The organism is Labrys methylaminiphilus subsp. lupini, from assembly GCF_051161885.1.
Classification (GTDB): Bacteria; Pseudomonadota; Alphaproteobacteria; order Rhizobiales; family Labraceae; genus Labrys.
In genome coordinates this window covers 2,661,660-2,684,847 of the sequence record NZ_JBMDIH010000001.1, presented here as the reverse complement: position 1 = coordinate 2,684,847, position 23,188 = coordinate 2,661,660, and the positions used below count along the sequence as shown (strand labels likewise).

The following is a 23,188-nucleotide window of genomic DNA, read 5'->3' as shown; positions in this document are numbered from 1 at the left end:
CGCGTTCCACTTTCGGGAGTGGTCATGGAGCGAATCGTCAAGGCATTCTTCAATTCGGCAGCGGGTCTTGCCCACGCCGTCCGCTATGAATTGGCGGTGCGTCAGGAGGTCGTCGTCCTGCTCATTGCGCTGCCGGCGAGCTTCTTCGTTACCGAGAACTGGTGGAAGCGCCTTGCCCTCATCGGCGTCATCCTGCTGGTGTTGATGGTGGAATTGCTCAACACCGCCATCGAAGCGCTCTCGGACCATGTCACACCCGACCGCCATCCCCATATCCGTATCGTCAAGGATCTCGGCTCGGCGGCGGTGTTCACGGCCCTGGCCTTGGCGGGGCTGACCTGGATTCTCGCGCTGGCCGAAAGGCTGGTGTAAGGATGGCGGATCCTCATCCGCCTTTGAAGAGACCATGAGCACCGATATTCTGCGTATTGCCGTTGCCCAGCTCAAACCGACGCTTGGCGACATCGCCGGCAATCTTGCCAAGGCCCGCGCGGCGCGGGCAAGCGCGCGCGATCAGGGCGCCGACCTCGTATTGTTCACAGAACTCTTCATCTCCGGCTATCTGCCCGAAGATCTGGTGTTGAAAGCCGCTTATCAGGACGCCTGCCGTGCTGCGCTGGAGGATTTCGCCCGCGACACTGCCGATGGTGGGCCGGCCGGCCTGATCGGCCTGCCCTGGCGCGAGAAGGACAAGCTCCACAATGCGGTGGCGTTGGTGGACAAGGGCGTCGTCGCTGCCGTTCGCTTCAAGAACGACCTGCCCAATTATGGCGTGTTCGACGAGAAGCGCGTGTTCCAGCCGGGCCCTTTGCCGGGTCCGATCGCCTTTCGCGGCGTGCGCCTGGGCGTGCCAATCTGCGAGGATATCTGGGGCCATGACGTCGTGGAATGCCTTGCCGAGACGGGTGCCGAGATTCTGCTGGTGCCGAATGGCTCCCCCTATCACCGCGACAAATCCGACATCCGCCTCAATGTCGCAGTGGCGCGTGTCACCGAATCCGGCCTGCCCATGCTCTATGCCAATGAGGTCGGCGGGCAGGACGAGGTGATCTTCGACGGCGCTTCCTTCGCCCTCAATGCCGATCACCGCCTGGCGCTACAACTGCCGGCCTTCAGGGAAGCTGTCGTCACCACCACTTGGCGGCGAGGGCCGCAAGGCTGGGCTTGCGAGCCTGCTACGGTCGAGACTGTGGAGGAGGGCGAGGAGGCCGATTACCAGGCCTGCGTCCTGGGCCTGCGCGACTATGTCGACAAGAACGGCTTTCCCGGCGTGGTGCTCGGCCTGTCCGGTGGTGTCGATTCCGCCCTGGTCGCGGCCATGGCGGTGGACGCTCTCGGGCCGGAGCGGGTGCATTGCGTGATGCTGCCCTATCGCTACACCTCGCAAGAATCCCTGAAAGATGCCTTCGAATGTGCCGCGGCGCTGGGCGTGCGCTATGACGTCGTGCCGATCGAGGCCCCGGTGAGCGGGCTTGAGGCGGTGCTCGAACCGCTGTTCAAGGGGCAGCCGCGCGGCATCGCCGAGGAGAACATGCAGAGCCGCACCCGCGGCACCATCCTGATGTCTGTTTCCAACAAGTTCGGCGCCATGGTGGTGACCACCGGCAACAAGTCGGAAATGTCGGTGGGCTATTGCACGCTCTATGGCGACATGAATGGCGGCTTCAATCCGATCAAGGACCTCTACAAGACCGAGGTCTATCGCCTGTGCGAACTGCGCAACCGTTGGAAACCGGTGGATGCCAGGGGGCCTGATGGCGTGGTGATCCCGCAGAACATCCTGACCAAGGCGCCCTCCGCCGAATTGCGAGAGAACCAGAAGGACCAGGATTCGCTGCCGCCCTATGACGTGCTCGACGATATCTTGCGCTGTCTGGTCGAAAGCGAGATGCGAGTGGCGGAGATCGTGGCGCGCGGCCATGACGAGGAGACCGTGCGCAAGGTCGAACGCCTGCTCTATCTCGCCGAGTACAAGCGCCGCCAGGCCGCTCCCGGCGTGAAGGTGACCGAAAAGAATTTCGGCCGCGACCGCCGTTATCCGATCACCAATCGGTTCCGGGACAGCAACAAGCCTGCCTTCGTGCCGGATGCCGCGCTTTATCGCGTCTCCACCACCGCGAGCGCGGACGCGGTGGATTTCTGAGCGTCGGTCGTCCGCCCATAGGCGCTAACTTTGCGAGTGGAGACGCCTGAAACGAGGTGTGCCGATCTCCAGATCGGCATCTTCCTGCCGGCAAGCACGGCGCTTCCAAGATGGTCGATCTGGAGATCGACCCACCAGATAAGCACCGAGTTCCGCAAAGTTGGCGCCTATGGGTCGTCTGCCTGCGCTTCCGCCCGTGCCGTCTCGATGAGCCAGCGCCGAACCGCATCCGTCGGCTCGGGATGGCGCTGCCGGCGCGGCAGCACCACGTAGAAGTCATGGGTGCCGGACATTTCGGCCGCCAGCGGTTGGATCAACCTGCCGCTGGCGAGATCGCCGGCGACCAGGAAGCGGCTGGCGAGTGCGATGCCCTGGCCAGCGGCGGCAGCCTCGATCGCCAGTCCCGTCTGGTTGAAGCGCATGCGCTTGGGTTCGGCAGCGGGCTTGAAGCCGAGCCCCCCTTCGAGAAATTCCGGCCAAAGATTGTGGGTATCGTGCAGGAGGGTGTGGTTCGGGATCTCGGCAGGTGCGATGCCGTTCGCGCCGGCTGGCAGCAAGGTGGGGGCGCAGACGGCGATTACCTGCTGCGAAAAAAGGCGCTCGACCACCAACCCCGGTCCGAAGGGTAGCCGCCCCTGCCGCACCGCGATATCGACGCCGTCGCTTTGGAAATTAGACAAGCCTTCATTGGCCAGAATGCGCAGGTCGACGAGCGGATGCTCGGCAACGAACTGAGGCAGCCTTGGAATAAGCCATTTGGTGGCGAAGCTCGGCGTGACGCTGATCGTCAACCTGGCAGGTTCGGGGCGCAGGCCCAATGTCGCATCGGCGATGAGTTCGAATGCTCGGCGGATATTTGGCAGATAGCTATGCCCGGCATGGGTGAGCGCAAGCCCGCGCGGCAGGCGCTCGAACAGCTTCACGCCGAGATCGGTCTCCAGACCTCTGATATGCTGGGCAACGGCGCCCTGCGTCACATTCAGCTCTTCGGCGGCCAGGCGGAAGTTCAGATGGCGCGCGGCGGCTTCGAAGGCTCGCAGAGCCCTGAGCGGAGGAAGGCGAGGCAGGGTGTCCGGCATGCAATAGTTTTTCTACAGGATGAGAACAGCTATTCTGGCTCGAATGAGGCCTGAATTGCCAGTATATCAGGAGCATGAGCTCTTTGTCGCGGCCTCCCGCCGCTTCGGGATATGGAAGGATGATTTCAATGGCAGCAGAAAAAGTAGCGATCGTCACGGCGGGCGGCAGTGGCATGGGAGCGGCCGCCGCAAGGCGCTTGGCCAAGGATGGCTATAAGGTTGCCATTCTTTCCTCCTCCGGCAAGGGCGAGGCCATCGCGCAGGAATTGGGCGGCCTCGGTGTCACCGGCTCCAACCAGTCGAACGAGGACCTGCAGCGCCTGACGGATCTCACGCTCGAGCGCTGGGGGCGGGTCGACGTGCTGGTCAACAGCGCCGGCCATGGCCCGCGCGCGCCGCTTCTCGAGATCACCGACGAGCAGTGGCACACCGGGTTCGACGTCTATCTGATGAACGTGATCCGGGCGACCCGCCTGATGGCGCCGGCGATGATCCGCCAGAAGAACGGCACCATCATCAACATCTCCACGGCCTGGGCCTTCGAGCCGACGGCGATGTTTCCGACTTCGGCCGTGTTCCGCGCCGGGCTTGCCGCCTACACCAAACTCTTTGCGAACCAGCATGCCGCCGACAATGTGCGCATGAACAACGTCCTGCCGGGCTGGATCGACAGTCTGCCGGCTACCGAGGAACGTCGCGACAGCGTGCCGATGGGGCGCTATGGCACCAGCGAGGAGATCGCCGCCACCATCGCCTTCCTCGCCTCGGAGGGCGCCGGCTACATCACCGGCCAGAACATCCGGGTCGATGGCGGGCTGATGCGCTCGCTCTGAGATAGCCGCCTTCGGAGCGATACCTTCCCGCGTATGCGGGAAGGTATCGCTGTCAGATCGCCCAGCCGACCTTCAGACCTTCCAGCACGGCTTCCTCGGCCGTGCGGGGTGTCAGACAGTCGCCGATGCTGTGAATCTCCGCAGCCAGGCCTTCCAGCTCGGCTTCCAAAGCATTGACGGCTTCATGGCCGAGCGAGGTCACCAGCGTGTCGATGCCGTCGATGATGATCGGCTCGCGGCCGGTAACATGGGCGAGATAGACGGTCTGGCCATCGACGCCGTAGAGATCGGCATAGGGGATGACCTCGATGCCGAGATCGTGCAGGACACCGGCCCAGTGGTCGCGGACATAGGCCTGGATACGCTGGCCCGGCATGTAGCCGTTAACGGCGAGGCGGACCTTGCAGCCGGCACGCGCCAGCTTCTCGGCGACGCCCATGCCGATCCAGTCACAGCGCCAGTCCGCCACCAGCACGGAACTGCCGACATTGGCCTCGTCGCGTAGCACCTGCCAGGCGTCGACGACATGCGCGGTTTCCGCGCCGGGCAATTCGGGATGGCGAGGCGTGGCACCGGTGGCGATGACAACCACGTCGGGACGCTCGCGCTCGACCAAAGCGCGATCGACCCTGATGTTCTTCACCACGGCGACGCCGGCAAGCTCCGCCTCGCGGGTTAGATTGGTGACGATACCGCCGAACTCCATGCGCCGGGGCAGCAATTGTGCCAGCAGGGCCTGGCCACCGAGCCGGCCCGAGGCCTCGTAGAGCGTAACGTCATGGCCGCGCGAGGCGGCGATGCTGGCGGCCTTGAGGCCGGCCGGGCCGCCGCCGGCCACCAGCACCTTCTTCACCGAGCTGGCAGGCAGCACCTTGCCATAACGCAACTCGCGCCCGGTCTCGGGGTGCTGAATGCAGGAAATGGGCACGCCGAGCTGGAAATGGCCGATGCAGGCCTGGTTGCAGGCGATACAGGCGCGGATGTCGTCGAAACGGCCCTGCTCAGCCTTCGCAGGCATGTCGGGGTCGCAGATCAGTGCCCGCGTCATGCCGACCATGTCGGCCTCGCCCTTGGCGATCAGCTGTTCGGCATCCTGGGGCTGGTTGACACGACCGGCATAGAAGACCGGGGTCTTGACCTTGCGCTTCACCGCTGCCGCCGATGGCGCACCATAGGCGCTGGAGAAGGCCATGGCGGGGGCGATATGCACGGCACCCCCGAAGCTGGCGGAGGAGCCGACCGTCAGGTTGAAATAGTCGAAGCTGCCATCGAGGGCGGTGAGCACCTCCGCCACCTCCTCGGCGGTAAGGCCGTTGAGATCGCTGTCCTCGGATGAAAAGCGCAGGCCGACGACGAAGTCGGGGCCCGTCCTGGCGCGAATGGCGGCAAGGCTCTCGCGGATGAAGCGTAGGCGATTGTCGAGTGAGCCGCCATAGGCATCCTCGCGCACATTGACGCGCGGATTGACGAATTGCGAGGGCAGGTAGCCGTGGCTGCCGACGATCTCCACGCCGTCGAGCCCGGCCTGTTCGAGCCGGCGCGCAGCCTCGCCATAGCCCTCGACGATCTCGCCGATCATCGTCGTGCTCATGGCGCGCGGCATGACGTGGAAGCGCTGGTTGGGCACGGCGGAGGGCGCGTAGGCGACGGGGGCGGTGCCCTCGGCCGTCTCCATGATCTCGCGGCCGGGATGGAAGAGCTGGCCGAACACCGCCGCCCCCTCGGCATGGCAGACCTCGGCGAGGCGGCGATAGCCGGGGATGCAGTCGTCGCTGGTTGCCATCAGGAGATGGGAGGTGTAGCGCGCCGTCTCGTGCACGCCGGCAACCTGCAGCACGATCAGGCCGACGCCGCCCTGGGCGCGCGCCTGCTGATAGGCGATCAGCGCGTCATTGGGCACGAAGGCCGTGGGCAGCGTGGTGTCGTGCCCGGTGGACATGATGCGGTTCTTGATGCGCAGATTGCGGATCGTGAACGGCGAATAGAGGTGGGGGAGGGCGGCGGACTGGCTCACGGGGCCTCGCAGAAGCTGGACCCCTACTGGGTGCACGGGACCGATCCCGCAATCAACATGGCCGATTGTCGCGACGCGGACACTTCAACGCCGGTGAGGTATTTCCCGGGTGCCCAGGCACTCGGGGATAGCTTCGGGGCGACTCAGAGATTGAAGTCGAAGCGATAGCTTGCCGATACGCCGATCGTGAACTGATTCGGGGAGCCGCGCTCCTTGACCAGGGTCGATTTGGAGGCGGGACCGGTAAGACGGCTATATTCGGCAAAGGCGCTGGTGGTGATCTTGTCCGTGGTCTTCCAGGTGAGCGCACCGCCGACGCCAACCGACTTCAGGCCACCGCCGGGCGAATAGGGGCTGAGGCCGGAAGCGAGTGATTCCTGTAGATTCACGCCATAATAGGCGTCGAAATAGCTGCGCGTAGCCAAGGAGACACGGGGGCCGCCGGAAATACGCCAATCCGGTGCGATGTCATAGAAGGCGTCCGCCGCGATATCGGCGACCAGGCCGTGATGCGAACGGATGCCGTGCCGCAATTCGGCGCGCAAACGCAGCCACTCGACCGGATAGATGTCGGCGAAGATGCCGAGTTCGCCGCCCCAGCGTACTGGCTTGAGGCCCTTGAGATCGTCGTCGGTGGAACCGTCCTGCTTGAGCAGAAGCTTGCCGACGGGGCCGATGCGCAGGAAGCCATTGTCGAGAATGCCGAGGCCCGGATTGTCGTTGCGCGAACTGAAAGCGGTCCCCTTGCCCTGACGGGACAGCGAGATGATCGGCGAGGGCAGGAAGGTGAAATCCTTAGCGCCCTCATAGTTGGGGCCCATGGCGGCGGTCGCGCCGAGTTCCAGCGACCAGCCACCGGCGATGTAGTTGTCCCAAAATCCCGTCGGCGTATAGGAAGAGGACTGGGCCAGTGCCGGCGTCGCCAGAACGGCAAGAACCCCTGCCGCTGCGGCAGTCTTCAGGGAGGTACGCAACATCACTCTATTCCCATTTCCGGTCGCGGCAGGAACGACCGCGAACTTGGCCGCACAATGCCTTCGAGGTGACAACAAACAATGAATGCTGGCATGAATAATCAACGAATTCCCTAACGTCATGTTTTGGATGCCGAGGGCATCGTCAGTTTCGTGATGCCCGTTTTGATGGCATTCACTGAGTGGCGATGATCAGCCGGGAAAGGGTGCTATGAGCCGGCTGCGATTGATTATCGTCTCCGTTATAAACACGATGGCGATTTCATGGCCAGCAAAAATGGCAGGAGCCTGTTCATAATCTCTCCTTCAAAAGGGAGGCCTCGCGGTATAGGACAGGCCATATTTCCAATTTCGAAAGCCCGTCATGCCGCCTGTCGTCCGCTTTGCGCCGTCCCCCACCGGCTATATCCATATCGGCAATATCCGCACCGCCTTGCTGAATTGGTGCGTGGCCAAGCGCGCGGGCGGACGCTTCATCCTGCGCTATGACGATACCGACATGGCCCGCTCGCGCCAGGAATATGCGGATGCCATCGCGGTGGATCTTGCCTGGCTCGGCATGGTCCCGGACGTGAAGGCGCGCCAGTCCGAACGCATGGCGCTTTACGATGCCGCCGCCGTCCGCCTGCGTGAGGCCGGTCGACTCTATCCCTGCTACGAGACCGAGGAGGAACTTGAGCGCCGGCGCACGCTGCAGAAGGCTCGCGGCCTGCCGCCGGTCTATGACCGGGCGGCCCTGCGCTTGACCGTCGAGCAGAAGGCGGCTCTGGAGGCCGAGGGGCGGCGTCCGCATTGGCGCTTCCTGCTCAACCACCGCATCGTCGAATGGCAGGACGGCGTGCGCGGCCCCGCGCATGTCGACACCTCCTCCCTGTCCGACCCGGTGCTGATCCGTGCCGATGGCGGTTATCTCTACACGCTGCCATCCGTGGTCGATGACATCGATCTTGGCGTCAGCCACATCATCCGCGGCGAGGATCACGTCACCAACACCGCCGTGCAGATCGAGATCTTCGAAGCCCTGGGCGGCACGGTGCCGGAATTCGCCCACCACAATCTGCTTACCACGGTGAGCGGCGAGGGGCTGTCCAAGCGCAGCGGGGCGCTGTCGATCGGTTCGCTGCGCGAGGCCGGCTTCGAGCCGATGGCGGTAGCGAGCCTGGCGGTGCTGACCGGCACGGCCGAGGCCGTGCGCCCGATCGCGTCGCTGCAGGAGCTGGCCGCGCTGGTCGATCTTTCGCGCATCTCGCGGGCGCCGGCGCGCTTCGATCCGGCCGAGATCGAGACACTCAACGCCAAGCTGCTGCATGAGACGGCCTTTGCAGACGTCTCGCAGCGGCTGACGGCTCTCGGCGTTGAGGGCGGCGAGGACTTCTGGCTCGCCGTGCGCTCCAATCTCGTCAGGCTGGCCGATGCGAAATTGTGGTGGGACGTGGTGACGGGGCCGGTCGCCGCGGGTGAGCAGGATCGGGAGTTCCTCGGCCGCGCCGCCGCGCTGTTGCCGAGCGGGCCCTGGGACGAGAACACCTGGGGCGCCTGGACACAGGCCGTGAAGGAAGCCACCGGCGCGAAGGGCAAGGCCCTGTTCATGCCGTTGCGCCAGGCGCTGACCGGGCTCGATCATGGCCCCGAACTCAAGGCGCTGCTGCCGCTGATCGGCCGTGAGCGTGTATTGGCGCGGCTCGGGTGAGGCCAGAGTGTCGACTTCCACAACTCCATCAAGTGATGGAGCGAGGCCGACACTCCACTCTAGCGCCCGGCCGGATGCCTTCCCATATGGGGGCCGATGAGGAGACCCCGCATGTTGCGTAGAATCTGCTTCGGCCTCGCTGCGATCGGACTTGCCCTTGCAGTTCCCGTCGCTGCCCAGGCCCAGGAACCGGACCTGATCTTCCGCAAGTCGACGGTATGGAAATTCCTGACCCCGGACGACAAGCTCGCCGTCTACGGTATCGACGATCCCGATGTCGAAGGGGTCGCCTGTCACTTCACCGTGCCGGAGAAGGGTGGTCTCAAGGGTATGTTCGGGGTGGCCGAGGAGGTGTCGGACGTCTCGCTGGCCTGCCGCCAGGTCGGGCCGATCAAGTTCAAGGAGAAATTCGAGCAGGGCGCCTTGGTCTATCGCCAGTCCCGCTCCTTGTTCTTCAAGAAGATGCAGGTGGTGCGCGGCTGCGACGCCAAGCGCAACGTGCTGGTCTATCTGGTCTATACCGACAAACTGATCGAAGGATCTCCGAAGAACTCGACCTCGTCGGTGCCGGTAATGCCCTGGGCCGGCGAGCCGCCCCAGAAATGTGCGGATTTCGTCACGGACTGAGTGCAGGGCCCAGCAGGGCCACCGCCCGCATCCTCACTTCTCGCAGGTCTTCACTTTTCGCAAGTGATCACGACAGCGTGCGGCTGCGAGGCAGCAGCGACCTGCGTGGGCGCGTTGATGGCGCCAGTGATGTCGGTTTCGGTCTGCCGGCGGAAGGCGACCGCCTTGGCATAGCCATTGGCGACACACCATTCGCTGGCAATCGGCTGGCCGCAGGGGGCGCCGCTTTCCAGGCAGGTGTCGACGCCGTAGCCATCGTCGGCGCTGACGACGAAGGAAGCCACATTCTGGGCGGAGGCGGGGCTGGCGAAAGCCAGGCAAGCCGCGATGAAGGAGAGGGTACGCAGGTTCATCGAAATCACACATGTGAACGGGGTCTGCCCCGTCCGGATAGCGGAGCTTGCCTATCATCGCCGTGCGTTTTTAAACATCGGTAAATCTACGTGTTTAATTTTTGGCGAAACTCTGTTGCCGGGCTGCATCAGTGCCGACATGCAAAGGCTCCACCTTTGTCGGCGTTTCAACGGGCGAGGGCCCACTTTGGTACTATGGGGCTTGTGCAGCCAGGGCGTGCAACGTTTCGACAAGACGATTATGGCTGATCCCGCGCCTTATTGTTTAGCGGCCATCGTCCCAATTCCTTAGCCAGGTGGACTTGCACTGGGGAGGCCGTTCCTGCTCTCCTTCAATATTCGGACTGCCCTCGAGCCGTCGTCTGAACGTTGTTAGGAAATCCCAAGTGCCGACTGACCATCCCCTGGTTTCTTCCATGGACCGCCCCATGCCAAACCAGGGAAGAAACGGTGACGCGCTCCCGGCACCGGTACTTGCGGCCACGCTGGAACCACGCGTCGAGGATAGGCCCATGGCCACCATGCCGCGCGTGGTCTTTCTCGACACGCTGCGCTTCATCGCCGCCGGGGCCGTGCTGTTTCAGCATGTGGCGGAAAAGGAAAGCGGGTTCGGCCAGTGGATCGTTGGTATGCTTTCGCCCGGTGTGTTCGGTGTCGTCCTGTTCTTCATCGTCAGCGGCTTCGTCATTCCCATGACGGCCGGACGCCGGTTCGACCTCAAAACGTTCATGATTCGGCGCGTGTTTCGTATCTATCCTCTGGTGTTCGCCGCCTTTGCGCTGATGGCACTCCTCGGCTATTGCACCGCTATTCCGGACTTTTCGGCGGTGAAGTCCGCCACGCTGGGTGACTGGCTCGCCAATCTCCTGCTGATACAGGACTATGTCGGCGCCACGCCGCTGCTGGGTGTGACATGGACCCTCAGCATCGAATTCGCCTGGTATGCGATCTTCGCCGTTGCACTGCTTAGCCTTGGACGGAAGTTCGACGACAAGCTGGCCATCGCCGCCCCGCTCGTGATGCTCGCCTTGGTCGGCATCTCGCTCGTGATCGGGCACCGCCTGCCGCTCGGACGGATCGGCATGATCTATGCCGCCATCCTGGGTTGCCGGGCGTTCCGCACCCAGGCCGGGGAATTGCCGCTGACGCGCCTTCTTGTCGATACGGGAGTCTTCGTCGTCATCATGGCGCTCTCGAACATCGTCTCCTTCGGCTATTTCAGCCATCCGAATATCACCATGAACCAGTCGCTGTTTCCCTGGCTGGTCGCGCCGATCGTGTTCGTGCTGGTCGCCGGCATTCCGAGCATCCGCCGCTCAGCGCTGGTCGACAATCGCATCACCGGATGGCTGGGCAGCGTCAGCTACTCGACCTATCTCCTGCATCCCTTCGCCATCGGCCTGGCGGGCGCCCTGGTGCCCTCCAGCCTCTTCGCCGTGGTGAGCGTGCTGTTTGCCCTGTTTTTCGCCGTGCTGGGCTATCGGCTGATCGAATTGCCAGGGCAGGCCTTGGGCAAACGGATCATTGCCCGAGCCGGATGAGCCCGGCTCCGGAACAAAGTGCGCTCGAGCCAGAATGCTTGTTTGCCCTCGCTCTATGGTTCGGCGCGCGTTTGCGATTCTACCCGTTACCGTCAATTCACAAAACGCGTTGGTCTGATGCGCGTCATCACCTGGTCGATCGAAGGACACGCCATCCTGTCGCTTGACAACGCCGCCCGCATGGCACATTGCTCCCCGCGATGACAAAGACGGCCATCCTTTCGCGGATTATTTGCAGCTAGCAGCAACGCTGGCTGGCGCCGTCATTCGCCCAAAATCTTGAGCGCAGGACGCCCCCGGCCAGCCGAGGTGGGGAACTCATGGTTTTACGGCTCTACGATACCCGTACGCGCTCCAAGGTCGATTTCACGCCGATCGATCCCGATCGGGTGCGTATGTATGTCTGCGGCCCGACCGTCTACGACTTTGCCCATATCGGCAATGCCCGCCCGATCATCGTCTTCGACCTGCTGTTCCGCCTGCTGCGCCACACCTATGGCGCCGAGCACGTCAGCTACGCGCGCAACATTACCGACGTCGACGACAAGATCAACGAGCGCGCGGCCGAGCGCGGCATCACCATCCGTGAATTGACCGACGGCACGCTCGCCCAGTTCCATCGGGACATCAGGGAACTCGGCGTACTGATGCCCGATCAGGTCAACCAGCCGGGGCAGCTGCCGCAGATGGTCGAGCCGCGGGCGACCGACCATATCGAGGAGATGAAGGCCATCATCGAGCGCCTGGTGGCGCGCGGTGTCGCCTATGTCGCTGAAGAACATGTACTGTTCTCCGTCCATGCCATGGAGAAGCTCGCCAAGGTGCCGCGCTACGGCGCACTCGCCCGCCGCTCGCTCGACGAAATGCTGGCCGGTGCGCGGGTGGATGTTGCACCCTATAAGCGCGATGCCATGGATTTCGTGCTGTGGAAGCCCTCCCATGGCCGCCAGCCCGGCTGGCCCAGCCCCTCGGGCATCGCCACGCCCGGACGCCCCGGTTGGCATATCGAGTGCTCGGCGATGTCGATGGCGACGCTGCTCACCCCCTATGGCGGCGGCATCGGCTGCGACGACCCGGCCCGCAACGTCTTCGATATCCATGGCGGCGGCATCGATCTCGTCTTCCCGCACCATGAGAACGAGATCGCCCAGAGCTGCTGCGCCTTCGATACGCCGGTGATGGCCAATGTCTGGATGCATAACGGCTTCCTGCAGGTCGAGAGCGAGAAGATGTCCAAGAGCCTGGGCAACTTCATCACCATTCGCGAACTGCTCGGCAGCGACCGCTTCGGCGGGCGGGCCTGGCATGGCGACGTGCTGCGCCTGGCCATGCTGCGCACCCATTATCGCCAGCCGATCGACTGGACCCTGCAAGCCTTGACCGAGGCCCAGCAGACCCTGTTGCGCTGGTATGAGGAGGTGCCTGCGGGCGGAAGCGTCGATGCCGGTGTGATCGAGGCCCTGTCGGACGATCTCAACACGCCGGCCATGCTGGCCCGCCTGCACCAGATCACCGATCCGGCCGACAGGGCGGCGACGCTTGCCTTTCTGGGCTTCAGCAATGATGCGGCGGCCCTGAAGGGTGACACACATGTCAGCGATGGGCTGAGGCGGGAGGTCGAGGCGCTTCTGGCTGCGCGCAAGGTTGCGCGTGCCGAGAAGAACTGGCCGGAATCCGATCGCATCCGCGATGAACTCGCCCGCTTGAACATCACCGTCAAGGACAACAAGGACGGTACTACCAGTTGGGAGGTCAAGCTCTGATGGCCAAGTCGACGTCGAATCCTGCTATGCCGAAACCTGGGCTGCGCCCGTTCCTGCCTGCCGACGCACCGATCCTGGCCGAGATTTTCCGAGCCAGTATCCAAGAGCTGACAGGTGAGGATTATTCCGAAGGCCAGCAGGAGGCCTGGGCCGAGGCGGCCGACGACGAGGAGGCCTGGGTGAAACGCCTTGCAGGCTGTCTGACCATCGTGGCAACGGTCGGCGGCTCGCCGGTCGGCTTCATCGCGCTGAAAGGCAAGGAACTGGTCGACCTGCTCTATGTCCATCCGGCGGTCGCCGGGCAGGGCGTGGCCTCGACGCTCTACGGCGCCATCGAACAGCTCGCCAAGGCGCGTGGCGCCGACCATCTGACGGTCGACGCCAGTGATACTGCCCGGGACTTTTTCCTCAAGCAGGGTTTCGTGCCCCAGCAGCGCAACACGGTGTCGCTTGGCGACGAGTGGCTCGGCAACACCACCATGAAGAAGGTGCTTTCGGCCCCGCCCGAGGCTGTCAGGCAATGACGCGCGATCGCCTCTATCTCTTCGACACCACTCTGCGTGACGGCGCCCAGACCACGGGAGTCGACTTCTCCCTCGCCGACAAGCAGGCGATCGCCGGGCTGCTCGACGATCTCGGTGTCGACTATATCGAGGGCGGCTATCCCGGCGCCAATCCGCTCGACACGCAGTTCTTCAGCCAGCCCAACGGCCTCAAGGCGAAGTTCACCGCCTTCGGGATGACCAAGAGGGCAGGGCGCTCGGCCGCCAACGACCCCGGTGTCGCAGGCCTGCTGGATGCGCAGGCGGACGCGATCTGCTTCGTGGCCAAGAGCTGGGACCATCAGGTGCGCGTGGCCCTCGGCATCAGCCTGGAAGACAATCTCGATTCGATCCGCGACAGCGTTGCCACGGCCAAGGCACGTGGGCGCGAAGTGCTGCTCGACTGCGAGCATTTCTTCGACGGCTACAAGGCCAATCCCGATTATGCGCTCGCCTGCGCCCGTACGGCCCATGAGGCCGGCGCGCGCTGGGTGGTCCTGTGCGATACCAATGGCGGTAGCCTGCCACATGAGATCGAGCGCATCGTCGGCGAGGTCGTCAAGACGATCCCCGGCGGCCATCTCGGCATCCATGCCCATAACGACACCGAGCAGGCGGTCGCCAATTCGCTGGCGGCCGTCAGGGCGGGCGTGCGGCAGATCCAGGGCACGCTGAACGGTTTGGGCGAGCGCTGCGGCAATGCCAACCTCACCTCGCTGATCCCAACATTGCTGCTCAAGCCCGCCTATGCCGAGCGCTTTGAGATCGGGGTGGATGCGGCTGGGCTCGAGAACCTGACGCGCATCTCGCGCAAGCTCGACGAACTGCTCAACCGCATGCCCGACCATCATGCGCCCTATGTCGGCTCCTCGGCCTTTGCCACCAAGGCCGGCATCCATGCCTCGGCCGTGGTGAAGGATCCCTCGACCTATGAGCACGTGCCGCCGGAAAGCGTGGGAAACCGGCGCAAATTGCTGGTCTCGGACCAGGCCGGCAAATCCAACATCCTGGCCGAACTGGAACGCCTGGGGCTGGCCGTCGACAAGGATGATCCCCGTCTCTCCAGATTGCTTGGTGCACTGAAGGACAAGGAAGCGCAAGGCTATGCCTATGAGGGGGCGGATGCTTCTTTCTTCCTGCTGGCCAAGCGTATTCTCGGCAGCGTGCCGGAGTTCTTCTTCGTCGAGCGCTTCAGCGTCAATGTCGAGCGGCGCTGGAACGAGCGCGGCGAACTCGGCGTTTTCTCCGAGGCCATCGTCAAGGTCAAGGTCGGCGCCGATGAACTGATCTCGGCAGCGGAGGGACATGGCCCGGTCAATGCCCTCGACACGGCGCTGCGCAAGGATCTCGGCAAGTATCAGTCCGTCATCGAGGACCTGAAGCTGATCGACTACAAGGTCCGCGTCTTCCAAGGCGGTACCGATGCGGTGACGCGGGTGCTGATCGAATTCCAGGATGCCGCCGGCGATCGCTGGGCCACCGTGGGCGTCTCCGACAACATCATCGATGCCTCCTTCCAGGCGCTGGTTGATTCGATGACCTACAAGCTGCTCAAGGCTGGCGCGGAGGTTTGAGGATCGAGCCCGTTGCGGCGAGCGGGCTTTTCCTCAACGGCGGATCGCCTCGACATTGATGTCTATACGCACGACGTCGCCGATCAGGGGGATGAAAGCCTTCATGCCATAATCCGTGCGACGGATGCTCGTGGTCGCGGTGAAGCCGGCCACCATGCGACTGCCGCGCAGCGGATCCGGCGCGATCTGGTTGAAGGTGGTCCGCAATGTCACGGGCCTGGATATCCCGAGCAGCGTCAGCTCTCCGCTGAGATCGGCGCTGCGCGGACCACGCCGGTTCACCTTTACGGTCCGAAAAGTGATCGTCTGATGGCGGGCGACGTCGAAGAACTGGCTCGACCTCAGATCCTCGTCGCGCGTCGGCACCCCCGTATCGATGCTCGATGCCTCGATCGTTGCCTCGACCAGGCTTTGCTCGGGATGTTCTTCATCGAGCGTGAGCATGCCCTTCAACTGGCGGAAGCTGCCCGTGACGGTGGAATAGCCGAGATGGTCGATATGGAAGATCGCCTGGGTATGCTCGGGATCGAGATCGTAGAGATCGCCTGCGAATACGAGAGGCGAAAGGCCGGCGCTGAAAAACAGTGCCGCCACAGTCACGTGGAAAGACCTCTTCATTGCATTGTCCATACTGCCAGGCCGCGAAACGCCGGAGCATGAACACCGCAGGGCGCAATCCTATTCGATCGCAGCCTCGCAATGCGAAGGTCAGAGCGTCTCGGGCGCGACGCTCATCGCCATTTCGGCCCGCGAGATCTTCTCGATCGCAGCCTTGACCATCGGCACGACCTCTTCGGGCGTGTTGGCCACCAAGACCTCCACCGCGGTCTCGGGACGAATGAAGCCTTCCTCGCGCATATGGTCGAGAATGTCGAGGAAGCGCGTCCAGAACCCGTCGATATTGACCAGCAGGATCGGCTTCTTGTGTTGGCCGAGTTGGGCCCAGGTCAACTGCTCGACCAGTTCCTCCAGCGTACCGACGCCCCCCGGAAGGGCGACGAAGGCGTCAGCCCGCTCGAACATCAGGCGCTTGCGCTCATGCATGTCCTTGGTGACGATGAGTTCCTCGACCTCGGTGAGCATGCGCTCGCGGCGCTGCAGGAAGGTCGGGATGATGCCGGTGACCTGGCCGCCATTCTCGATGACGGCGCGGGCGACGGTGCCCATCAGGCCAACATTGCCGCCACCATAGACGAGGCGGATGCCGCCTTCAGCCATGTCCCGGCCGAGACGCTCGGCGCCGGCGACATAATCGGGGCGGGTGCCATTGCTGGAGCCACAATAGACGCAAATCGAACGAAGCTTTGTCATATCCCCGGTTTCGCACTGCGGCATGGGTGGGTCAAGTTGCTTTGCCGCCGCACGGATCAATCGGCAAGGTTCCCTTGCCTGCCGCAAACCTTGCCCAACAGGAGATCGAGATCGCGGAAGCGGCCCGTCGAAACCCACACGGTTTCAGACGTCACAGGGCTGCGTCGTTTCGGGCCGATGGTGAAGTTCAAGGAGCGGCTGTGCTCGAGAACGCAGAAGGTCGCGGGGGCGATGGCGATCGTCAGCTCGGAATCCGGCCGGGCGCTTCCGCCCGGCCGGTCCGATAACTCGAACCGGTTGCCGATCTGGATGATGGCGAGCAGGTCAGCCGTGGGCAAGGGGAGCGCCCCGATCGTCGGCGTAACGCTCGCCACGACGCCAGTGCCTTTCGGATCCTGCCGGAAATTGACATGCGAGATGATAGCCTTGCCCTGATAGAGCCCCGCCGGCACGTCGGCGGCGGTCACAGTGAAGGCAGCGATGCGCTCGGACATTTTTTGAGCATTCAGCGCCGCCTGAAGTTTCAGGACCTCGCCCCGCGCATCCTGGTCGTCGGTGATGATCTTCGTCTCCAGCAATTCACTGTGGTTCATCACGTGAATGTTCTTGTTGTCGGCGAGCTGGAGCAGCCCGTTGATACGTGGATCAATTCCCATCTCGGCGAAATAGCGGGCGGCCTGGTCATATTGCGCCGGTGTCGTCTTTACCTTGATCCGGTTGACCGACAGAATCTCTCGCCGGATGACGCGCCCGTTCAGAGTGGTCTGGCGCCAGCGTGTCAGAGTCCGCGAGCTGGCGAATTGATGAACACCGACCGGGCTGACCCAAAAGACGTGACGTGCAACTCCTCCGGCCAGCGCGAACACACAGGCCGAATTGCAAAAGGCTCCCGCATTGTTGGCGAAGCCGCGACGGCCCTTCATCATGGTGTCGGAGCATTTCCTCTCTTCTGGCGTACAGGGAGCCAGCATGGTCCGGCCGACCGTGACCTCCAGGCCTGCCCGACGAATCAGGCGGCCGATGGCGTATCCGGCTGTAACGTCTCCGCCAGGCGAGGTGAGGATGAAGGGCAGCTTCCTGCCGCCACTGGCTTTCAGAACCTTGCGCAGCAGCGCCGGCGTCGCGGCGGTGATGTCACCGTCGGCGGAAATCCATTCGGCGCAATTGGGTTCACAATCGACGGCGGCGCTGCGCACGATGAGAATGCGCATCGCGGAGCTCTTCGGGCGTGCTCCAGCCTCTGTTTGGCCGGCTTGCGATGGCATGGTTCCAAAGAGAATGGTCAGGCAAAGAGCAGATACAAAGAGCGCCGCTCGTTTCATGGAACCTTCCGATCAAGCCCCGTCCGATGAAGAATATCGTGCGTTCCTGGATTTTCATCACAATTCTGCAGCAATGGCGCTGCAGTTCGGTGTACAAGTCCTGACAAGGGCGCCGGCAAGAAATGTCGGCGCGATACTTTGCTCGTTCGACAGCATTGTGATGGTGCAGGTCTTTCGTCCGGCAGGTGAAGCGGGTAAGTAAAATCTGATGAAACGGTGCGCGTTCTTGCATCGGGAGTAGAAGATGGCAGTGGGCTGGAAGAGTCTGGCGGGAATAGTGGGAGCCGCGAGCGTCGTCAGCGTCGGTACGCTCTACAGCGTGCTGGTGCGCGAGCCTGCCCGGCCGCCGTCGCCGCTGGTCGGCGATGCCAAGCCGGCAGTTACCGCCAATCCCCCCGCCGACAAGATGCAGAAGCCCGCGCTGACCGGCGAAGCCGTCAAGCCGGAGTCGGCCAGGACTGCGGGAAGCAATACCGAAGTGGCGAAAACCGAAGCCGCGAAGGTTCCAGCAACTGGCAACGAGACAGCCAAGCCCGATTCTGGCAAGCCCGATTCTGGAAAGACGGAGGCGGCTCAGCCGGGGCCCGTCAAAACTGAAGCCGCCAAACCCCAGCCTCCCAAGCCCGAGGCGCCGAAACCGGATGCGGCCAAAGGACAGACCGCCCCGACCTTCGATATTGCCCGCATCGAGCCGGCCGGCAGCGCGGTGATTGCAGGGCGAGCCGCGTCCGGCGCCACGGTGGAACTGCTGCGCAATGGCAACCCCTATGCCCGCGTCGTTGCCGACATCAACGGTACCTGGGCGATCACGCCGCCCGCTTTGCCGAAGGGCCCCTGCGAACTGACCCTGCGCACCACATCGCCGGACGGGCGGGTGACCTTGTCTGAGCAAACCCTCTCCGTCCGCGTTCCTGAAAAGCCGGGCGAAGAGGTGGTGGTCGTGCTCAACTCGCCCGACCAGCCCTCCAAGGTATTGACCGACGCGGCGCCGCCGACGAGCAAGCCAACCGAGCAGCCGGCAGCGCCATCTCCGGCAGGTGCAACCGCGTCTGCCGAGGCGGACAAGGGATCTTCACGAGCCAATGTTTCGATCCGGACCGTCGAGGCGGACGAGATGGGCCGTTTCTTCGTGACGGGTCGGGCGGAGCCGGGGGCCGCCTTGCGCATCTATCTCAACGATACCCTGGTGACCGGCGTGACAGCGGCCAAGGACGGCACCTTCGGCATGACGATCGAGAAGGGCATGCAGCCGGGCAATTACCGGGTTCGCGTCGACGATGTCGCGGCTGCCAACGGGCAGGTGCTGACACGGGCCGAAGTCCCGTTCGCCATGGTCGACAAGGCACCCTCGGCCTCGGCTCCGGCCGTGGTGGCGGCGATCGCCACCCCGTCGCGTTCAGGCTCCACCCGTGGCGGCCAGCCCGCTGCAACGCCGCCGCAAGCGGCGACCACGCCCTCTACCGCGGTGCCCGGCGCCGCCACACCGGCCCCGGGTGACAAGACGCAGCCGGCGGCGGCTTCCGCGCCGGCCCAAGGCGCCTCTCCGGCCATCGAGCCCGGCACGCAGGGGGCGGGAACCACGGGAGCCGCCTCGTCGCCGGCACAGGCGGAGGCCGTGCCGCCGGCCTCCGGCAATACCGTGGTGCCACGATCCGCCACGACGCCATCCGCCTCCAACCCCGCGACCCCCGAGACGGCACCAGTGCAGACGAGCGAGGCCAAGCCGGCCCAGCCGTCGCCACCGCCCTCTGTGGCCGTGATCCCCGAGATCCGCACCACGACGATCCTCCAGGGCGACAATCTCTGGCGGATTTCGCGCAAGGTCTATGGCCAGGGCATCCGCTATACCTGGATCTATGACGCCAATACCGATCAGATCCGCAATCCCAATCTGATCTATCCGGGCCAGATCTTCGTCATGCCGGATAAGAAAACGCCTTGAGCCGAGTGGGATGCGGGCCTTGTACGAGGCCTGGCGCAGCGAGATTTCATCGCAAGACGCTTGCGGTCATGCCGCTGCAGACCTAACTACGCAGCGTCATTGCCAGAAAACTCCTGATGCCGGCGATCTTCCGCTCGCCGGTCGAAAGCCCGTTCATGCCATCCGCCGACCCTTCCACCGCTCCCAAGCGCATCAGCGCCGACCAGGGTGCCTTTCTCCAGACGATGAAGCATTTGTGGCCCTATATGTGGCCACAAGATCGTGCGGATCTGCGCATGCGGGTGATATGGGCCTTCGTGCTCTTGCTGCTGACCAAGCTCATCACCCTGGTCGTACCCTACACGCTCAAATGGGCGACCGATGGGCTGGCCGCCGTCGGCGGCGACCGCGAGCTTACGGGCCATACCTTGGCGGTGTTGCTGGCCGGCGTGCCGCTCACCATGCTGGTGGCCTATGGCGCGGCGCGCATCCTGATGACGGCGATCTCGCAGTGGAAGGACGGCCTGTTCGCTGCCGTGTTCATGTATGCCGTGCGGCGGCTGGCGATCGAGACCTTCGAGCACATCCACAATCTCAGCCTGCGCTATCATCTCGAGCGCAAGACCGGCGGCTTGTCGCGGGTGATCGACCGCGGGCGTACCGGCATCGAGAATATCGTCCGCTTCGCCACCATCAACATACTGCCGACCATCGTTGAGCTGACGCTCTACCTGATCATGCTGCTGCTGCAGTTCGACTGGCGATACGCCCTGATCGTGCTCGCCACGACGGCCTTCTATGTCTGGTTCACCATCAAGGCGACCGAATGGCGCATCTCGATCCGCCGCGAGATGAACGATTCCGACACGGACGCCAACCAGAAGGCGATCGACAGCCTGCTCAACTACGAGACGGTCAAGTATTTCTCCAACGAGGAGCGCGAACTCGCCCGTTACGATCGCGCGATGGCTTCCTACGAGCAGTCGGCGATCCGGACCTATATCACCCTGACCTGGCTCAATATCGGCCAGGGCATCATCTTCATGGCGGGTATGCTGGGCTCGCTGCTGCTGGCCGGCCTGGGCGTCTACCACGGCGTCAATACTGTCGGCGACATCGCCCTGCTCAACGTGATGTGGCTGCAACTGGCAACCCCCTTGAACTTCCTCGGCTTTGCCTATCGCGAAATCAAGCAGGGCATCACCGACATCGAGACCATGTTCGAGCTGCTCGACAAGGATACCGAGGTCAAGGACCGGCCGGGCGCAGCGCCGCTCGAGGTGCGCGAGGGCCGCGTGACCTTCGAGAATGTGGTGTTCAGCTATGATCCTGACCGCCCGATCCTGCAGGGGCTTTCCTTCGACGTGCCGGCAGGCCGCACGGTGGCGATCGTCGGTCCCTCGGGCGCCGGCAAATCGACGATCTCGCGGCTGTTGTTCCGCTTCTATGACGTCAATGGCGGGCGCGTGCTGATCGACGGGCAGGACGTGCGCGACGTCACCCAGAAATCGCTGCGCGCCGCCATCGGCATGGTGCCGCAGGACACGGTGCTGTTCAACGATACCATCCGCTACAATGTCCGCTATGGTCGCTGGGATGCGACCGATGCGGAGGTTGAGGAGGCGGCCCGCCTTGCCCAGATCGACACCTTCATCCGGCGCATGCCCAAGGGCTACGAAACGGAAGTCGGTGAGCGCGGCCTCAAATTGTCGGGCGGGGAGAAGCAGCGCGTCGCCATTGCCCGCACCATCTTGAAGGGGCCGCCGGTGCTGGTGCTCGACGAGGCGACCTCGGCGCTCGATAGCTACACTGAAATGGAGATCCAGGCTGCGCTCGAGCGCATCTCGGAGAACCGCACCACGCTGGTGATCGCTCATCGTCTCTCGACGGTGGTGAATGCCGACGAGATCATCGTGCTCGACAAGGGCGTGATCGTCGAGCGCGGCAATCATGAGGAGTTGCTGGCTCACGGCGGCGTCTATGCCGGCATGTGGAACCGCCAGCGCGAGGCCGATGAGGCCCGCGAGAAGCTTCAGCGCACCCAGGACGATGCGTCGCCAACTGCCGATTATCGGGACGCTCTGGCCGGATAGGCGATATTGGGGGCGGAGAACCCGGCCTCAGTTCAGCCCCGGTTCATCTTGTACGCTGCTTACTCGCCCCGGCTGGGTGTTAGTCTTGCGTAACAGGAACCCTCTTCATGTCGACCCGACGTCGTTTTCTCGCTGGAGCTGCCGCCGCCGGCGCCACCATGCTTGCCGCTCCGGCGTTGGCGCAGAACCTGATCGAATGGCGGATGGCGACGGCCTGGCCGAAGGGGTTGCCGGGAGCGGGCATGGGAGCCCAGCGCCTGGCCGACCGGATCGGCGTGCTCACCCAGGGCCAGCTCACCATCAAGCTCTACGCGGCCGGCGAACTGGTGCCGGGTGACCAGAACATGGCGGCCGTGATGTCGGGCGACGTGGAGATGTCGCACGACATGTCGGCCTATTATCTGTCCAAGTCTCCTGCCTTCGCCTTTTTCTCTGCCATTCCCTTCGGCCTGATCGCCCAGGAATTCGATGCCTGGCTCTATGCCGGCGGGGGCAGGGCGCTCTGGGATGAACTGGGCGGGCAATTCGGCATCAAGGCCTTTGCGGCCGGCAATACCGGCGCGCGCCTCGGCGGCTGGTTCCGCCGGGAGATCAACAGTGTCGCCGATCTCAAGGGCCTGCGTTTCCGCATCGGCGGCCTGGCCGGCCAGGCTCTCGCCAAGCTCGGCGTTCAGCAGGTGCTGATGCCGGGCTCGCAGATCCTGCCCAAGCTCCAGGCCGAGGAACTGGATGCGGCCGAGTTCATGGGGCCGGTCAACGATCTCAGCTTCGGTTTCCACAATGCCGCCAAGTTCTGCTACTGGCCGGGCTTCCAGGAGCCCTGCGCCGCTCTGCAACTCCAGATCAACCGCGCGAAATACGATGAATTGCCGGCAACTCACAAAGTGGCGATCGAAGTCGCCTGTGCCGAGGAGAATACTCGCTCGCTGGCTGAATATGGCGCCCGGGCGCCGGCCGCGATCGCCCAGGCGGTAACGCAGCAAGGCGTTGTTCTCAAGCAATTCCCCGACGAGGTGTTTCAGGCCTTCGGCACGGCCAGCGGTCAGGTGTTGAGTGAAATCATCGAAAATGGCGACGAGTTCATGCGCCGTCTCGCCGCCTCCTATTTCGGCTTTCGCCAGCAGACCTTGCTCTGGACCCGGATCGGCGACCAGGGCTATGCCAATATGCGCCTGCTGGCCTACGACTATCCCAAAGGCAGCTGATCGCGTCTTTGTTCGCCGGGTGGGGGCTCTGATCTGGCCGGTTTTGTGTGCCTTCCGGATTGGGTCGCGGGAGACGGAGCGGCGGTTTGCCTCGTAGCGTTGGTTTTTACCATTTGTATACGATTGATGTGACGTAAAGTTATTTTTACGCCCTATGGCAGCGCGGTTTCCAGGTTTTCGATAAGCGTTCTGTAGAAAAACAT

General features: G+C 63.6%; 20 protein-coding genes. 13 read left to right on the top strand and 7 right to left on the bottom strand.

The genetic code is table 11. From position 1 onward, the window contains the following. Positions 1-24: 24 nt before the first annotated feature. Positions 25-372: a diacylglycerol kinase gene (locus ACN6KF_RS12640; protein WP_434957163.1), complete on the top strand. Its 348-nt coding sequence runs from the start codon at positions 25-27 to the stop codon at positions 370-372. Positions 373-406: 34 nt separating this feature from the next. Then, positions 407-2,143, top strand: a complete 1,737-nt coding sequence (locus tag ACN6KF_RS12635; RefSeq protein ID WP_434957162.1) for an NAD+ synthase — start codon at positions 407-409, stop codon at positions 2,141-2,143. A 167-nt stretch (positions 2,144-2,310) separates the two neighbouring features. Here the strand turns inward: ACN6KF_RS12635 and gcvA are convergent, their stop codons facing one another. Then, positions 2,311-3,222 carry a transcriptional regulator GcvA gene (gene gcvA, locus ACN6KF_RS12630; protein WP_434957161.1) on the bottom strand — a complete coding sequence of 304 codons (912 nt, stop codon included), beginning with the start codon at positions 3,220-3,222 and terminating at the stop codon, positions 2,311-2,313. A gap of 128 nt (positions 3,223-3,350) precedes the next feature. Between gcvA and ACN6KF_RS12625 the strand changes: the two genes are divergently transcribed. Beyond that, positions 3,351-4,055, top strand: a complete 705-nt coding sequence (locus tag ACN6KF_RS12625) for an SDR family oxidoreductase (RefSeq protein WP_434957160.1) — start codon at positions 3,351-3,353, stop codon at positions 4,053-4,055. Positions 4,056-4,107: 52 nt separating this feature from the next. Here the strand turns inward: ACN6KF_RS12625 and ACN6KF_RS12620 are convergent, their stop codons facing one another. Beyond that, positions 4,108-6,069, bottom strand: a complete 1,962-nt coding sequence (locus ACN6KF_RS12620; RefSeq protein WP_434957159.1) for an oxidoreductase — start codon at positions 6,067-6,069, stop codon at positions 4,108-4,110. 143 nt (positions 6,070-6,212) lie between these two features. Further along, positions 6,213-7,046 carry a MipA/OmpV family protein gene (locus tag ACN6KF_RS12615; RefSeq protein ID WP_434957158.1) on the bottom strand — a complete coding sequence of 278 codons (834 nt, stop codon included), beginning with the start codon at positions 7,044-7,046 and terminating at the stop codon, positions 6,213-6,215. 361 nt (positions 7,047-7,407) lie between these two features. On the opposite strand from ACN6KF_RS12615, the gene gltX reads away from it, so the two are divergent. Further along, complete coding sequence (gltX, locus tag ACN6KF_RS12610; RefSeq protein WP_434957157.1) at positions 7,408-8,733, top strand: glutamate--tRNA ligase; 1,326 nt, start codon at positions 7,408-7,410, stop codon at positions 8,731-8,733. Positions 8,734-8,844: 111 nt separating this feature from the next. Beyond that, positions 8,845-9,360, top strand: coding sequence for a CreA family protein (locus tag ACN6KF_RS12605; RefSeq protein WP_434957156.1), 516 nt, complete (start codon positions 8,845-8,847; stop codon positions 9,358-9,360). Between the two features lie 50 nt (positions 9,361-9,410). On the opposite strand, the gene ACN6KF_RS12600 is transcribed toward ACN6KF_RS12605, so the two are convergent. Further along, positions 9,411-9,713 carry a hypothetical protein gene (locus ACN6KF_RS12600; protein ID WP_434957155.1) on the bottom strand — a complete coding sequence of 101 codons (303 nt, stop codon included), beginning with the start codon at positions 9,711-9,713 and terminating at the stop codon, positions 9,411-9,413. Between the two features lie 512 nt (positions 9,714-10,225). Here ACN6KF_RS12600 and ACN6KF_RS12595 point away from each other — a divergent pair. The 4 genes from ACN6KF_RS12595 to cimA all read left to right on the top strand — a co-directional run bounded on the left by ACN6KF_RS12595 (position 10,226) and on the right by cimA (position 15,133). After that, on the top strand, positions 10,226-11,254 hold the full coding sequence (locus ACN6KF_RS12595; RefSeq protein ID WP_434957154.1) for an acyltransferase family protein: 1,029 nt from the start codon (positions 10,226-10,228) through the stop codon (positions 11,252-11,254). A 320-nt stretch (positions 11,255-11,574) separates the two neighbouring features. After that, complete coding sequence (gene cysS / locus ACN6KF_RS12590) at positions 11,575-13,017, top strand: cysteine--tRNA ligase (RefSeq protein WP_434957153.1); 1,443 nt, start codon at positions 11,575-11,577, stop codon at positions 13,015-13,017. 26 nt (positions 13,018-13,043) lie between these two features. Further along, positions 13,044-13,541 (top strand): GNAT family N-acetyltransferase, encoded by a 498-nt coding sequence (locus ACN6KF_RS12585; protein ID WP_434957152.1) that lies wholly within the window; start codon positions 13,044-13,046, stop codon positions 13,539-13,541. Beyond that, positions 13,538-15,133 (top strand): citramalate synthase, encoded by a 1,596-nt coding sequence (gene cimA, locus ACN6KF_RS12580; RefSeq protein ID WP_434957151.1) that lies wholly within the window; start codon positions 13,538-13,540, stop codon positions 15,131-15,133. The genes ACN6KF_RS12585 and cimA overlap by 4 nt, the downstream gene beginning before the upstream one ends. A gap of 33 nt (positions 15,134-15,166) precedes the next feature. Here the strand turns inward: cimA and ACN6KF_RS12575 are convergent, their stop codons facing one another. The 3 genes from ACN6KF_RS12575 to ACN6KF_RS12565 all read right to left on the bottom strand — a co-directional run bounded on the left by ACN6KF_RS12575 (position 15,167) and on the right by ACN6KF_RS12565 (position 17,310). After that, complete coding sequence (locus ACN6KF_RS12575) at positions 15,167-15,751, bottom strand: YceI family protein (protein WP_434957150.1); 585 nt, start codon at positions 15,749-15,751, stop codon at positions 15,167-15,169. 90 nt (positions 15,752-15,841) lie between these two features. Then, positions 15,842-16,444: an LOG family protein gene (locus tag ACN6KF_RS12570; RefSeq protein ID WP_434957149.1), complete on the bottom strand. Its 603-nt coding sequence runs from the start codon at positions 16,442-16,444 to the stop codon at positions 15,842-15,844. Between the two features lie 56 nt (positions 16,445-16,500). After that, the gene (locus ACN6KF_RS12565; protein WP_434957148.1) at positions 16,501-17,310 is read right to left on the bottom strand and encodes a hypothetical protein; all 810 of its coding nucleotides are present in this window, start codon (positions 17,308-17,310) and stop codon (positions 16,501-16,503) included. A gap of 196 nt (positions 17,311-17,506) precedes the next feature. Between ACN6KF_RS12565 and ACN6KF_RS12560 the strand changes: the two genes are divergently transcribed. The 4 genes from ACN6KF_RS12560 to ACN6KF_RS12545 all read left to right on the top strand — a co-directional run bounded on the left by ACN6KF_RS12560 (position 17,507) and on the right by ACN6KF_RS12545 (position 22,985). Next, complete coding sequence (locus ACN6KF_RS12560; protein WP_434957147.1) at positions 17,507-17,968, top strand: hypothetical protein; 462 nt, start codon at positions 17,507-17,509, stop codon at positions 17,966-17,968. 42 nt (positions 17,969-18,010) lie between these two features. Next, complete coding sequence (locus ACN6KF_RS12555; RefSeq protein WP_434957146.1) at positions 18,011-19,708, top strand: LysM peptidoglycan-binding domain-containing protein; 1,698 nt, start codon at positions 18,011-18,013, stop codon at positions 19,706-19,708. A gap of 116 nt (positions 19,709-19,824) precedes the next feature. Further along, the gene (locus ACN6KF_RS12550) at positions 19,825-21,780 is read left to right on the top strand and encodes an ABCB family ABC transporter ATP-binding protein/permease (protein ID WP_434957145.1); all 1,956 of its coding nucleotides are present in this window, start codon (positions 19,825-19,827) and stop codon (positions 21,778-21,780) included. A gap of 107 nt (positions 21,781-21,887) precedes the next feature. Beyond that, on the top strand, positions 21,888-22,985 hold the full coding sequence (locus ACN6KF_RS12545) for a TRAP transporter substrate-binding protein (protein WP_434957144.1): 1,098 nt from the start codon (positions 21,888-21,890) through the stop codon (positions 22,983-22,985). The last annotated feature ends 203 nt before the right edge of the window (positions 22,986-23,188 follow it).

Bases quoted from the DNA above. Each gene is read 5' to 3' on its own strand.
- ACN6KF_RS12640 (WP_434957163.1), top strand. From the start codon at position 25: ATGGAGCGAATCGTCAAGGCATTCTTCAATTCGGCAGCGGGTCTTGCC.
- ACN6KF_RS12635 (WP_434957162.1), top strand. From the start codon at position 407: ATGAGCACCGATATTCTGCGTATTGCCGTTGCCCAGCTCAAACCGACG.
- gcvA (WP_434957161.1), bottom strand. From the start codon at position 3,222: ATGCCGGACACCCTGCCTCGCCTTCCTCCGCTCAGGGCTCTGCGAGCC.
- ACN6KF_RS12625 (WP_434957160.1), top strand. From the start codon at position 3,351: ATGGCAGCAGAAAAAGTAGCGATCGTCACGGCGGGCGGCAGTGGCATG.
- ACN6KF_RS12615 (WP_434957158.1), bottom strand. From the start codon at position 7,046: ATGTTGCGTACCTCCCTGAAGACTGCCGCAGCGGCAGGGGTTCTTGCC.
- gltX (WP_434957157.1), top strand. From the start codon at position 7,408: ATGCCGCCTGTCGTCCGCTTTGCGCCGTCCCCCACCGGCTATATCCAT.
- ACN6KF_RS12605 (WP_434957156.1), top strand. From the start codon at position 8,845: ATGTTGCGTAGAATCTGCTTCGGCCTCGCTGCGATCGGACTTGCCCTT.
- ACN6KF_RS12600 (WP_434957155.1), bottom strand. From the start codon at position 9,713: ATGAACCTGCGTACCCTCTCCTTCATCGCGGCTTGCCTGGCTTTCGCC.
- ACN6KF_RS12595 (WP_434957154.1), top strand. From the start codon at position 10,226: ATGGCCACCATGCCGCGCGTGGTCTTTCTCGACACGCTGCGCTTCATC.
- cysS (WP_434957153.1), top strand. From the start codon at position 11,575: ATGGTTTTACGGCTCTACGATACCCGTACGCGCTCCAAGGTCGATTTC.
- ACN6KF_RS12585 (WP_434957152.1), top strand. From the start codon at position 13,044: ATGCCGAAACCTGGGCTGCGCCCGTTCCTGCCTGCCGACGCACCGATC.
- cimA (WP_434957151.1), top strand. From the start codon at position 13,538: ATGACGCGCGATCGCCTCTATCTCTTCGACACCACTCTGCGTGACGGC.
- ACN6KF_RS12575 (WP_434957150.1), bottom strand. From the start codon at position 15,751: ATGAAGAGGTCTTTCCACGTGACTGTGGCGGCACTGTTTTTCAGCGCC.
- ACN6KF_RS12570 (WP_434957149.1), bottom strand. From the start codon at position 16,444: ATGACAAAGCTTCGTTCGATTTGCGTCTATTGTGGCTCCAGCAATGGC.
- ACN6KF_RS12560 (WP_434957147.1), top strand. From the start codon at position 17,507: ATGAAGGGCAGCTTCCTGCCGCCACTGGCTTTCAGAACCTTGCGCAGC.
- ACN6KF_RS12555 (WP_434957146.1), top strand. From the start codon at position 18,011: ATGGCAGTGGGCTGGAAGAGTCTGGCGGGAATAGTGGGAGCCGCGAGC.
- ACN6KF_RS12550 (WP_434957145.1), top strand. From the start codon at position 19,825: ATGCCGGCGATCTTCCGCTCGCCGGTCGAAAGCCCGTTCATGCCATCC.
- ACN6KF_RS12545 (WP_434957144.1), top strand. From the start codon at position 21,888: ATGTCGACCCGACGTCGTTTTCTCGCTGGAGCTGCCGCCGCCGGCGCC.